This window comes from Clostridium yunnanense, from assembly GCF_016595795.1.
GTDB classification, from domain to species: domain Bacteria; phylum Bacillota; class Clostridia; order Clostridiales; family Clostridiaceae; genus Clostridium_AR; species Clostridium_AR yunnanense.
Window position 1 is genome coordinate 37,693 of record NZ_JAENHN010000023.1, and the last position, 13,208, is coordinate 50,900.

General features: G+C 30.2%; 15 protein-coding genes. 14 read left to right on the top strand and 1 reads right to left on the bottom strand.

Annotated elements, in window-relative coordinates; translation table 11 throughout:
- From JHL18_RS26445 to JHL18_RS06685, 9 genes are all read left to right on the top strand, one after another.
- Positions 1-1,122, top strand: a complete 1,122-nt coding sequence (locus JHL18_RS26445; protein ID WP_200267365.1) for a DUF58 domain-containing protein — start codon at positions 1-3, stop codon at positions 1,120-1,122.
- Complete coding sequence (locus JHL18_RS06650; RefSeq protein WP_200267367.1) at positions 1,122-2,351, top strand: hypothetical protein; 1,230 nt, start codon at positions 1,122-1,124, stop codon at positions 2,349-2,351. Before JHL18_RS26445 ends, JHL18_RS06650 begins: the two co-directional genes overlap by 1 nt.
- Before the next feature lie 64 nt (positions 2,352-2,415).
- Positions 2,416-2,982: a hypothetical protein gene (locus JHL18_RS06655; protein ID WP_200267369.1), complete on the top strand. Its 567-nt coding sequence runs from the start codon at positions 2,416-2,418 to the stop codon at positions 2,980-2,982.
- Positions 2,983-3,233: 251 nt separating this feature from the next.
- Positions 3,234-3,563 carry a DUF6514 family protein gene (locus JHL18_RS06660; protein WP_200267371.1) on the top strand — a complete coding sequence of 110 codons (330 nt, stop codon included), beginning with the start codon at positions 3,234-3,236 and terminating at the stop codon, positions 3,561-3,563.
- 265 nt (positions 3,564-3,828) lie between these two features.
- Positions 3,829-4,200 (top strand): holo-ACP synthase, encoded by a 372-nt coding sequence (gene acpS, locus JHL18_RS06665; RefSeq protein WP_200267373.1) that lies wholly within the window; start codon positions 3,829-3,831, stop codon positions 4,198-4,200.
- A gap of 4 nt (positions 4,201-4,204) precedes the next feature.
- Positions 4,205-5,707: an NAD(P)H-hydrate dehydratase gene (locus JHL18_RS06670; RefSeq protein ID WP_200267375.1), complete on the top strand. Its 1,503-nt coding sequence runs from the start codon at positions 4,205-4,207 to the stop codon at positions 5,705-5,707.
- A gap of 58 nt (positions 5,708-5,765) precedes the next feature.
- Complete coding sequence (locus tag JHL18_RS06675) at positions 5,766-6,380, top strand: germination lipoprotein GerS-related protein (protein WP_200267377.1); 615 nt, start codon at positions 5,766-5,768, stop codon at positions 6,378-6,380.
- A gap of 402 nt (positions 6,381-6,782) precedes the next feature.
- Positions 6,783-7,022, top strand: coding sequence for a hypothetical protein (locus JHL18_RS06680; protein WP_200267379.1), 240 nt, complete (start codon positions 6,783-6,785; stop codon positions 7,020-7,022).
- 8 nt (positions 7,023-7,030) lie between these two features.
- On the top strand, positions 7,031-7,384 hold the full coding sequence (locus JHL18_RS06685; protein WP_207752977.1) for a type II toxin-antitoxin system PemK/MazF family toxin: 354 nt from the start codon (positions 7,031-7,033) through the stop codon (positions 7,382-7,384).
- 225 nt (positions 7,385-7,609) lie between these two features.
- Here the strand turns inward: JHL18_RS06685 and JHL18_RS06690 are convergent, their stop codons facing one another.
- Positions 7,610-7,774 carry a hypothetical protein gene (locus tag JHL18_RS06690; RefSeq protein WP_200267381.1) on the bottom strand — a complete coding sequence of 55 codons (165 nt, stop codon included), beginning with the start codon at positions 7,772-7,774 and terminating at the stop codon, positions 7,610-7,612.
- A 409-nt stretch (positions 7,775-8,183) separates the two neighbouring features.
- Here JHL18_RS06690 and JHL18_RS06695 point away from each other — a divergent pair, with 409 nt between their 5' ends.
- The 5 genes from JHL18_RS06695 (at position 8,184) to JHL18_RS06715 (ending at position 13,033) form a co-directional block, all read left to right on the top strand.
- Positions 8,184-9,008, top strand: coding sequence for a transketolase (locus JHL18_RS06695; RefSeq protein ID WP_200267383.1), 825 nt, complete (start codon positions 8,184-8,186; stop codon positions 9,006-9,008).
- Positions 9,008-9,952, top strand: coding sequence for a transketolase family protein (locus JHL18_RS06700; RefSeq protein WP_200267385.1), 945 nt, complete (start codon positions 9,008-9,010; stop codon positions 9,950-9,952). The genes JHL18_RS06695 and JHL18_RS06700 overlap by 1 nt, the downstream gene beginning before the upstream one ends.
- Positions 9,953-10,168: 216 nt before the next feature.
- Complete coding sequence (locus JHL18_RS06705; RefSeq protein ID WP_207752978.1) at positions 10,169-11,020, top strand: YitT family protein; 852 nt, start codon at positions 10,169-10,171, stop codon at positions 11,018-11,020.
- Positions 11,021-11,199: 179 nt separating this feature from the next.
- Positions 11,200-12,054 carry a YitT family protein gene (locus JHL18_RS06710; RefSeq protein WP_200267387.1) on the top strand — a complete coding sequence of 285 codons (855 nt, stop codon included), beginning with the start codon at positions 11,200-11,202 and terminating at the stop codon, positions 12,052-12,054.
- 130 nt (positions 12,055-12,184) lie between these two features.
- The gene (locus JHL18_RS06715) at positions 12,185-13,033 is read left to right on the top strand and encodes a YitT family protein (protein ID WP_420839209.1); all 849 of its coding nucleotides are present in this window, start codon (positions 12,185-12,187) and stop codon (positions 13,031-13,033) included.
- The last annotated feature ends 175 nt before the right edge of the window (positions 13,034-13,208 follow it).

A 13,208-nucleotide genomic window follows, 5' to 3' on the forward strand; every position in this document is an offset into this window, starting at 1 on the left:
GTGAGTAGTATATTAATATTAGTTTTTTCTATAGCGATATTTTCAATATTAGCTGAAAAGATTAGAAGAAATGCTTTTAAGAATTTATCAGTATTTAGGAAAATAGATAAAAGGGCTGTACATCAAGGTGAAGAGATAACAGCTAAGATGTACTTTGAAAACTTTTCAAAAATCTTTATCCCATTTGTTCATGTGGAAGAGAAAGTTCCGTTTGAATTAGAGAGAGTAGGGAAAGTAGATAGTGAAAAGATAGGTGATGCAAAATATTATTCCAATGTTTTTAATATTGGGGCTATGGAAAGACTTAAATTTAATTATAAGTTTTCGTCAAAAAAACGAGGTGTATATTATTTAAAGACTATAAAGGTATCTATAGGAGATATTTTTGGATTTTCTGAAAATGTTATGGAACTTGAAGATTTTGTTGAAATAATAGTTTACCCTAAGCTAAGAAAAATATCTGAAATAACATTTAATAATAATAGTCTTGTTGGAGATATAATTGTTAAGAGATGGATATTTCAGGATCCTCTATATATAAAAGGAATAAGAGAGTACACCACTGATCATAGAATGAAGGATATACATTGGAACTCTTCTATGAGGATGGGAAAACTTATGGTAAAAGAGTATGACTTTACTTCAGACAGGCAAATTACTTTTCTATTCAATACACAAACTACTACTCCTTTCTGGAATGTATATAATGGCCATAAGTTAGAAGAAGGAATAGATTTGATGGCAACAATAGGAGTAGAAGTAATAAATAGTGGAATTGCTACAGGGGTATGGACTAATGGGCAAATAGTCAGTTATTCTGGAAAGCATGGTAATGAGATGTCAGCATCTTCCACGTCTGTTAAGAGGTTTTTAGAGTATTGTTCAAGGATAGATATAAACACTAAGCTGGCATTTCATGACTATCTTTATAGTATGAAGGACAAGTTTGACATAAATACAGTCTATATACTAATTACTTCTTATATTGATAATGAGATAGCAACTATAATAAATGCATTGAAAACCAAAGGAATACTTATTAAGCTTATAGATATATCCGAAAAGGGTGATGTTAATATTTCTGGTATCGAAAGACTTCATCTAAGTTGGGAGGGGCGATGATGAATTTATATAATTTTACAAAGATACTTTACGGGATTTTAGTATCTACCTTTGCTTTTATTATTTCATCAATCCTTTTAAACGTGGTTGGAGGAGTAATTCCTAGTTTTTATATATATCTAATTACTGTATTATTTATGTTTTTGTTTTATTACATGGTTAGTAAGAGTAATAAAATTAAGATAATAATAGTAATGCACAATTTACTGTATTTTATAACGCTATACTGTGTTTTTGGCAAAAGCAGTAATCTAAGTTTGCAAATGATAGTAATCATTCAACAATTATTATTGCTATCAGCTGAGGGGATATCAATAACGAGAGATTTTTATAGAAGTAGATTGAAGAGCTTAGTTATTGGGCTACTGATAGCTATGTTTTTTACTTTATTTGAGTCTAGACAAGTTACTACATTTTTATATCCCTTTTATATATCGTTTTTTTTAGTTGGAATACTTCTTTTAAGAGCATCAAGAGCATTTCAATATAAGCTTTCAAGTTCAAAGACAGTTAAGACGTATATATTTATACTAATATTGTCATTAGTTTCGTTTAACCCATATATTTATAGTTTAGCAATAGGTGTTATAGGGTTGCTGTATCAGAAGAGTCAGTGGATAATTTTAAAAATTTTATATATTTTTTCACTGCTTCTAATGTATCCAGTGAAATTAATTCAGCTATTGTTCCGGAACAAAAATATGGGAGATGTAGGTGTTAAATCCACTGGTATACCTTATGAAGATCAGAAACTAATACAAAGTGACAATACATTCATGTTGACTATTATTAAGAGTATCTTCTTTATAGTTATAGTTATAGTTGTGTTGTATATGTTTAAACTTGTTTTAAATCGAAGAAAGTTTAGGAATAGATCAAAGGAACAGTTGATTGGAATAGAGAGAGAGAGTTTAGATGATTACTTTAAGAAGAAGGATAGACATAATAAAAATAATTGGACAGGGGGAAGAGGGAAAATTCTAGAGATATTCTATGACATACAAAAGGAAACTTATAAAAAAAATATATTCAAAAAAAGTATGACAGCAAATCAGTTGCTAAATATATCAAAGCCGTATATAGAGACTGATGATGAGTTTAGATATATAGTAGATAGATATAATGAAGCCAAGTTTTCATCTCATGAAGTAAGCGATGAAATAGTAGATGAAACTAGGGGAAAATATAAAAGTTTAAAAAAGAAAATTAAAGAAATAAAGAAGATATAAAATGTTGAATAAAATAATCTCCTTTGGATAAAAATACTATTTGAATTGCAAGGGAGGTTAAACAATGAAAAATAATGATTTTATGAAAAAAACATATAATAATTTTTCTGATTTTGTAAGGGTAGCCTCTTCTAGAGAGTTATCCTATTTTTTGTTGGACGCAAAATATACTAGCGGGTTTAGCAGTCAAATGAGTAGATTAATAACTGAATTGAGGAAAGAAGGGAATTTAGCTGCAGATTTTATAATGTTTTTCAACACAGATGGAGAAATCGCTATTTTTGATGAAGATCTATTAGGAACATATATAGGGGATAGGTTTTTAACTGAAATAGAAAGTAAGTATGGAAATAAAAAGTTAAATTATATTGTTAAATCAGTAATTAATAATAGTGATATTGTACAAAAGGATTTTGCTCAAGTATGCTATGAAGTTATTGTAAAGATATTAGATGAAATATATATGGAAATGAAATATAAAAAAGATTTAGGAGAATTTTATAAAAAGACATTGAATCTTGATGATGAATCAATAAATAATTTGCCTTTGAAAATAGCAGCACTTTTAATAGTAGAAGATATGTGCAGATACCTAGGAATTAATATACCATTAAAACAATTAATAAAATAATTCAAAAATATCTACAAGAAAGACAGAGTTTCGTCAAGTTTTGTAAAAATTATATGAATAATACTGGAATACAAATATCATAAAATACATTTATAGGAAATGAGAAGTATATTCTTTATATATTCTGTCATAATTTAAAGAGAAAAAAATTTTTAACAAACCATCATTTGACACAAAAATAAAATAATTAGTGTTAGGATATTGATATGAGTTCTATAACATTTGTTTATAAGGCTTAAGGGGGTAATTTTATGATGGTTGTTGAAAATTTGTGGAGAAAAGTCAATTTTGACGGCAAAGAATATAACTATTCTTACAGGTTAATTAGGACAGATTTTAGAGGTAGCGCAGTATACGGAATTGAAATAGAAAGAACTGACTATGATTGTAACAATAATATGGTCAATATAGAAAGAGACTGCATAGAAAAGATTTCACCAATATATGATAATGTGCACCAGTTATTAAGCTTGGTTTATGAAAATCAGGTCTCACCAATTCATTTAATTGACATTTTAGGAGAAAGAGTAGATGAGTTATTAGGAGATTTCAGTACATGCTGTTTATCTATAGCAAATTAATACATTCTTTTTCTTAAGGAAAGTATATATACTTTCCTTAATATTTTGTCAAATTTTAAATATAGTGTCTATAGAGCTTCTATGTCGAAACTTAATTTATATTTGTTCGAAATCACGCACCTGTGAATTTTAAAATATAAGTTTTATCTCGATAAATTCTAATTTATCTCTGCTATAACTTTGAAATATCTTTTTAAAGATATAAAATATTAATAGAGCAAATATGATTACAAAACTTGTTCTGAATATATTTAGGGGTGAGCATATGATTATTGGTACAGGAGTCGATATAATTGAGATAGATAGAATAAAAAGAGCTGTAGAGAGAACTAAATCTTTTATGAGTAAGGTCTATAGTGAAAATGAGAGGTTTTTATTCAGAGAGAAGGGCATGAGGATGGAGTCTATTGCGGGGAACTTTGCTGCAAAGGAAGCCATTAGTAAAGCGCTAGGCACAGGTATAAGAGGATTTCAACTGAAAGATATAGAAATACTAAGAAATGGAATAGGAAAGCCGGAGGCTAATTTACATGGAAGAGCTAAAATCATAGCGGAGTTGAAAGGTGTAAAATCAATTCATATAAGTATATCTCATAGCAAAAGCGATGCAATTGCATTTGCTGTATTGGAGGGATAGTTTAATGAGAGTAGGTTCATCGTCTACCCTTAGAAGTATAGATAAGTATTGCATAGAAAAAATAGGTATACCTAGTATTGTTCTTATGGAGAATGCAGCATTAAAAGTTATAAATAATTTGGAATTACATAAGAATAGAAAGTTCGTAATAGTATGTGGAAGTGGGAATAATGGTGGAGATGGCCTAGCTGTAGCAAGGCATCTTAAGGTTTTAGGAAAAGAAATTGATGTTTTCTTGGTTAATCTAAATGATAAATTATCTGAAGACTGCTTAATAAATTATAATATATTAAAACACTTGGGAATTAAGGTCTATGCTTTAAATAATATAGAAGATTGTTCTCAACTTAGGGAGTGTCTAGTAAATAGTGATGTAACCATAGATGCTTTATTTGGAACTGGCTTATCAAGAAACCTATCAGAGTTTTATATAGATACAATCTCTGTTATAAATGAGAATAGTGAATACATAGTTTCTATTGATGTTCCTTCTGGAATGAATTGTGATAATGGTAAGGTAATGGGTAGCTGTATTAATGCAAATAAAACTATAACCTTTGAGTTCTTAAAGAAAGGTTTCTTAACTTGGGGAACTAGTTCATATACTGGAAAAGTAATAGTTGAAAGCATTGGAATACCTAAATCTGTAATTGATGACCATAGTGAAAATATTTTCATGATTACTGAGGAACTAATAAAAAAGCATATACCACAAAGAGATAAGTATGGATATAAAGGTGATTATGGAAGGGTATTAGTGATAGCAGGTTCTATGGGGCTTTCTGGTGCTGCATATATTACTGTTAATAGTGCTGTAAGAAGCGGAGCTGGTTTAGTTACCTTAAGTACTTCGAAAGAGCTGCAACAAATACTATCATGTAAGTTTATAGAGGCGATGACTTCCAATTATGAAGATGAGGAACAGTTAGATAAGCATGTCAAAAAAAGCCACTGTATAGCTGTTGGCCCAGGGATGGGGGACAGTTCTAATACATTAGAACTCTTAAAAAAGGTTATATATAACGCAGAATGTCCCATTGTTATAGATGCCGATGGTATAAATGTGCTGAAGGGTGAGCCTGATATTCTTAAGGATAAAAAGTGCTCTATTGTAATTACTCCGCATATAGGTGAAATGTCCAATTTAACTGGATACTCAAAAGATTACATCAAAGAGAATAGGTTAGAAGTTGCCAAAGAAATTGCGGAAAAGTACAAGATAGTTGTGCTTTTAAAAGGTTATAATACAATAATAACTGATGGAAATAAGACTTACATAAATCCAACGGGAAATAGTTCTATGGCTTCAGGTGGAATGGGTGACTGTTTAACAGGAATAATAACCAGCTTTATAGCTCAAGGTATTAATACACTTGAAGCTGCAGCAGCTGGGGCTTATGTACATGGATATATTGGAGAGTGTTTATCAAAATCAATGTATTGTGTAAATGCTAGCCATATTATTGAAAATATACCCACAGCAATAAAAGAAATGCAATTAAAATAGAATAAAACTGCTATTAGATTAATAATAGTATTAATGTAGTCATAATTTAGGAGGATTTATGAAAAAAAATCGACTATTATTAATATTACTATTTATAATAATAGCAGCAGTTTCAATATTTGCTGCTTATCAAAAATTTTACAATATTACACCGGAAGAAATATTAGATGAAATCAAAGAGATAAAGTCATATACTGCAGATGTCACTTACACTTCTATAAGTTCTAGAGGTGAAGTAAAGTATGAAACTACCCAATGTTATGACATAGAACAAGGAACAAGAGTTGATTTTAAAGAAGGCAGAATATATCTATATAAGCAAAATAAGATATATGTAAAGGACACTAATACTAATAGACAATATGAAGTGGACAAGAATACGGATGAATTTTATAAATTAGCTTTTATGGACGAAATTCGAAAGTATATAGTGTTAGATCAAGAAATTAAATACTACTATAAGGATATGAATGGAATAAGATGCCTGATTGTTGAGTTTTCAATATTAAACAATAATCAAAATATGGACAAACAGGTGCTGATAATAGACAGCGAATCTAAGGTTCCTAAGGAATTATTAATATATGATAAGAATGGAAGTGAGAGAGGTAAGATAGAATATAGTAATTTTAAAAAATCAAATAAGTTGGATAAAAAGTTATTTGACCTATAGTAGTGAACATACAGGTATGATTAACAATATGTGAAATTTTAAAAGAGAAATAAGTATAGAAAACATAGGAACTCAAATACTTGAGGAAATTAATAATTAATAGTATATGGTTTTTCCCGTTTATATTATTTAAGTAATTTCCCAAAGTATGTACATATGATATGGTTGTGGGTTTTAAAACATTGAAATTCTAATTTATACTTCAATGATAATAACTTCAATTATTTTATGTATCAATATCAATATAAATATAATAAAAGTATCATATACATAAAATAATTGTAAAAAAAAGTAAAAAAAGAATAGCTAAGGATGAAAATTCTTTGACATTGTGACATAATTTGCTATAATTTACTTATACATATATCATTCTTTTTATAACTCTGAGGAGATGGGAGAATTATGTCATATTCAAAGAATAGAGAAAACGGTGCACGAGAAAAAAAATATAAAAATTATAGTCAATTAAATGATGCGAATTTAATATCATATAATGAGGATAAAAAAGAATCATCATTTTATTTATTAATGAAAAAAGGCTATGAAGAAATGGCAAGTATTAACCTAGAGCTTGCCGAACTTGGTGTTGCATCAGACCTTCAAAATACTATTGAATATGAGACATGGCTATTCGGAGTGTGATATATGTAATGACGGTTATAAGTGTAAAAAGAGGCGATATATTTTATGCAGACCTAAGTCCTGTAGTAGGATCAGAGCAAGGCGGCATAAGACCAGTTATAATAGTACAAAATGATATAGGAAATAAATATAGTCCAACTGTGATTGTAGCAGCTATAACTTCTCAAATAAATAAAGCTAAGCTACCTACACATGTTGAGATATCATCAGAAGAATATGGGCTTAATAGAGATTCCGTTGTACTTCTAGAACAAGTACGTACTTTGGACAAAAAGAGATTAAAAGAGAAGATTGGTCATATGACTGATGATGATATGAAAAAAGTTAATAAAGCTTTGCTAATAAGTTTAGCTCTAGATTAAATGTTATCCCTAGTTTGAAAAAACTAGGGATTTTTGTTTTTAGGTAGGTGCTGTTAAAGTGCCGTGTTTGAAATTAAGTAGTCATGCATCCGATGCTCTTTAGATGAACAACTCTATAATTGAATTTATATTTTTTGGATTAGAGTTGTTCATCCTTAATGAGCTTTCGTAAAAAATTAATATGATTTTGTCATATTCCACCTATGCACCACTTCATAACTGATTTTATATTTTCAAAATCTCTGCTAAAAATCCAGCAGAGTTTTGAAAATAGTTTAATGATTGAAGAGTTGCATCTTTAGCTAAAACTATAAACTCACTACGTTCGGACAGTATAGTTTTTACGCCATTCCATCTGAAAAGATCATTTAATTCTAATTGCTCGCTCATAGAGCATCTCTTGCATAATAAATTAATTTTAACAATAATACTAAAAAGGTTTATATATGTAGTATATAGTGTGTGTAAAACGGCAATTGTATAGCACATATAATAAAATATAGCATTAATGTGTCAAAAAACATTAAATAAGTATACACAATTAAGGAGAGTTGTGGTAGAATAACTAATGGCTGATTATTGAAGATATTAATGGTATAATTAGTATGACTTACTTAATCTAAAGAAAAATATCTAGATAAGCCAGTTGAATATTAAGAATACTTAAAACTCATAAGCATTTTTAAAACTTTCACTAATTAATATTGAAGGAATTTAAGAATGTAAAAATATGTTGGTTTACCGTAGCGATATTAGACTTAAGAAGAGATTTAAGAAGAACAGGACATAGGAGGTTAATATGGATAATAAAGTTGAAGAATTAAGACAAATTGCTAAGACTATAAGAAAAGATATTATAACTATGCTGACAGAATCAGCATCAGGGCATCCTGGTGGATCACTTTCTGCAGCAGACATACTAACAACTCTTTATTTTAAAGAGATGGATGTAGATCCTAAAAATCCTAGAAAAGAAGATAGAGATAGATTTGTTCTATCAAAAGGGCATGCAGCTCCAGTACTATACAGTGCACTTGCGAGAAAAGGATTTTTTCCTGTAGAAGAATTAAATGGTTTAAGAAAGCTAGGATCAATGCTCCAAGGACATCCAAACATGAATGATGTTCCAGGTGTTGATATGTCTACTGGTTCTTTAGGACAAGGCGTATCTGCAGCTGTTGGAATGGCTCTTGCAGGTAAATTAGATAATAAGGGATACAGAGTATACACTTTACTAGGAGACGGCGAGCTTGAAGAGGGACAAGTTTGGGAAGCTTCAATGTCTGCTGCTCATTATAAACTTGATAATCTAACAGCTTTTATTGATTATAATGGACTTCAAATAGATGGAGATATTGAAAAAGTAATGAATCCAGCTCCAATAGATGAAAAGTTTTTAGCTTTTGGATGGAATGTTATTAATATAGATGGACATGATATAGAAGCAATAATAAGTGCTATAGATACAGCTAGAAATACTAAAGGAAAGCCTACAGCAATTGTATGCAAAACTGTAAAAGGAAAAGGCGTTTCATTTATGGAAAATGAAGCTGGGTGGCACGGTACAGCACCAAATAAGGAGCAATGTGAACAAGCTTTAAATGAGATCGGAGGGGAAAACTAATGACTAAGAAAGTTGCAACAAGAGAAGCTTATGGAAAGGCTTTAGCAGAACTAGGAAAAGTCAATGGACAAGTTGTTGTTTTAGATGCAGATTTATCCAAATCCACTAAAACAGCAGATTTTAAAGCTGTTTTTCCAGAAAGATTTTTAAATATGGGGATAGCTGAAGGAAATATGATGGGAGTTGCAGCTGGTCTTTCAACTTGTAACAAGGTACCATTTGTAAGTACTTTTGCTATGTTTGCGGCTGGAAGAGCATTTGAGCAAATAAGAAACTCTATTTGTTATCCAAATTTAAATGTTAAGATTTGTGCTACTCATGCAGGGTTAACTGTAGGAGAAGATGGGGCTTCACACCAAGCTATAGAAGATTTATCTTTAATGAGAAGTATACCTAATATGACAGTTATAAACCCTTCTGATGATATCGAAACCGAGGCTGCTATAAAGGCTATTGCCGAATATGTAGGCCCATGTTATGTAAGATTAGGTAGAATGGCAGTTTCTACAGTAAATGATAATGCACAATATAAGTTTGAGATAGGTAAGGGCGTAAAACTTGCTGAGGGAACTAATGCGACTATAATTGCAACAGGAATAATGGTAGAAAAAGCACTTGAAGCTAAAGAAATATTAAAGCCACTTGGAATAGATGTTGCTGTAATAAACATTCATACCTTAAAACCTATTGACAAAGAAATTATTGTAAGTGCAGCAAAATCTACTGGAGCTATTGTAACTGCTGAGGAGCATAATATAATAGGTGGGCTAGGATCAGCAGTATGTGAAGTATTAAGTGAAAGTTACCCTGTACCAGTAATAAGAGTGGGAGTTAAAGATACTTTCGGAGAAAGTGGTAAACCAGATGAACTTTTAAAGGCATATGGACTTACTGCTGAAGATATTGCTAGTGCAGTTAAACGCGTTATTGAGATAAAGCGTTAAAAAAGAAGCAAGTAAAAGATAATACTAGAATATTTGATGTAAATCCAGTAATATAACAGTATAGGTGATCCTATACTGTTTTTTGCTTATTAATTCTTTGCGAAGACTTATTAAAGTATTGGATGACTAACCATTTTAATTTCAACACAGTGCTTTAACAGCACCTGATGTAAATAGTAGAGTTATATAGCATAGATTTATGAGGAGGAATAAATTTTGAAACAAAAGTTAAAAGAATTTTTAGTTATTACAATTGGATTTATATTGGTTTCTATAGCTGTGCAGTATTTTTATGTTCCTAACAATATATCTGGTGGAGGAATAACAGGTATTGCTATGGTTATAAACTATTATATTCCGGCCTTGCCTATGGGGATATTAATGATAATTATGAATATAGTTTTATTTATAATTGCCTTTTTTGTGGTAGGTGGAGGTTTTGGGGGGAAAACTTTGTATGCTGCTTTTGGTCTTTCAGTTTCCATGTGGGTTATTGAGAAGTTTTTAAAGCCTCATGCACTAACTACAGATCCCATGCTTGCAGTTATAATAGGGACATGCTTGCTTGGAATTGGACTTGGAGTTGTGTTCTCTCAAAATGCATCTACAGGTGGAACGGATATATTAGCTAAAATATTAAATAAGTTTTTTCATTGGGACATGGGAAGATGCATGCAGGCAGTTGATATAATTGTAGTTATTTTATGTGCTATAGCTTTTGGGCTTAATAAAGGCTTATATGCCATAGTCTGCGTAATGTTAAACGGAATAATAATAGATAAAGTAATTGAGGGATTTAATTCAGTAAAGTCTGTTGCTGTTTTTACAAATAAAAGTGAAATTATAAAGAAGTATATAATAGATGAAATTAATAGAGGTTGTACAGTATTCACAGGAAAAGGTGGCTATACTGATGCTGATAAAGAGGTTATATACTGTGTGATGGATAGAACGCAATTGATAAAGTTAAGATTTTACATAAAAATTATTGATAAAGATGCATTTATAATTGTAAGTGAAGCTCATGAAGTTTTGGGACAAGGTTTTAAAGATATACATAATGGATAAAAAAGCTTTATTTTAGAGAAAATAGGGTTGAAGATATATAAGAATAAAATATAAATATTTTGTATTTAGAACAAATATATATTTAATAGTTAACATGGGTATTCTAATGAGAGAACTTTAAAATATACATTAAGTGAACTAGATTATATATCTATTAAAACATTAGGGGGAATTTTGAGATGCATATTAAAGTTTTTAAAGACTATCTTTTTATAACTATAGGAATCCTTTTGGTAGCTATAGCAGTAGAATATCTATACGCACCCAATAATCTAGCGGCAGGCGGAGTAACCGGCTTAGCTATAGTTATTAATCACTATATTCCATATGCATCTACAGGTACTCTTGTTTTAATTATGAATCTAATTTTATTTATAGTTGCATTTATATTTATTGGAGGCAATTTTGGTGCTAAAACAATATATGCATCCTTTGGTCTTTCATTAATAATGTGGATTATAGAAAAATTTTTTTATCCCCAAGCACTTACCCATGACTTAATAATAGCTGCAATATTTGGAACGTTTTTATCGGCTATTGGAATGGCTATAGTCTTTAATACAAATGCCTCCACTGGTGGTACAGATATAATTGCTAAAATTCTTAATAAGTTTTTTCATGTGGATATAGGTAAATCACTATCTTCCGTAGACTTTATTGTAACCCTCTTAGCGGCTATTACCTTTGGATTAAATGCAGGATTGTACGCATTGCTATCAGTTATTTTAAATGGTATTGCAATAGATAGAGTTATAGAAGGCTTTAATACATCAAAGCAGCTAACTATAATAAGTAGTAAAAATAAAGAAATAGGTCAATTTATAATGAATGAACTTGAACGGGGATGCACCTTCTTAAAAGGTGTTGGAGGATATACAGGTAAGGAGACTTTTATAATATATACAGTGGTTTCAAGAGCTGAGTTTATAAAACTTAGAGAGTATATAAAAAGTATAGATTCAAAAGCTTTTATAACTGTTGGAGAAGCTCATGAAGTATTAGGAGAAGGATTTAAGGAGATAAACAACACATAAGATGTACCAGTTCGAACCGAAATGAATTTTTAAAACTCTCGCGGGTTCTAGTGAAAGAATTTAAAAATAATAATATTTACTGCGAAGTGGCACATCTATATAAAGCTAATATAGCATTAGTGAGGAACGAATGATGAAAACTTTCAACAAGTATTTATACATAACAATTGGAGTTTTTTTGATAACGATATCATTGGAGTACTTTTTCTTTCCTAATGATATAGCAGCTGGAGGCGTATCTGGGCTTGCCATTGTTATCAATGCTATCAGTGGGATATCTGTTGGTACGCTTATGATAATATTTAATGTGTTTTTATTTATAATAGCTTTTATTTTTATAGGTGGTGGATTTGGTTCAAAAAGTATTTATGCCACTTTTGCATTGTCTGGAATGTTGTGGTTTTTTGATACATTTATTGGCCCTAAGCCATTTACTGAAAATTATATACTTGTGGTAGTGTTTGGAAGTGCAATTCAAGCTGTGGGCATTGCAATTATATTTAATCAAAATGCTTCTACTGGAGGGACCTCCATAATAGCTAAAATACTAAATAAGTATTTTCACATTGATATTGGAAAGGCGCTTTTAATATCAGATTTTATAGTTACATTGCTAGCTATATATGCTTTTGGAGCAGATAAGGGTATGTTTGGGCTTATCAGTGTTTATTTAACTGGAACATTAGTTGATAGTGTAATTGAAGGGTTTACTATAGCGAAAGCAGTATTTATAATCAGTGGGGTTAGTGAAAGTGTTGCTGAATTTATAATGAATGATCTAGGGAGAGGCTGTACATATCTAGATGTAAGAGGAGCTTATACCAAGGAAAAAACATCTATGCTTTTCACTGTGGTAAATAGAAAACAATTTATAGTATTAAAGAATAAGGTAAGAGAATTAGATTCTAATGCTTTCATAACTGTAACTGATTCAAGAGAAGTTTTAGGAGAAGGCTTTAGAGATTTAGACGAAGAATAAGATTTATTAGGATTGCAAAGTTTCCTAATATACATTTGTAAAGTTAGATGCGTAAAAGGATAACTTAAGAAGATCTCTTCGGTAACTTTTTTAGTAAATTAGTGAATATAACTTAAAGTTGTTCTTAAAAAATAAAAAAAGTAATTTTTTCTGAAGCTTAGAGTATATCTCAATT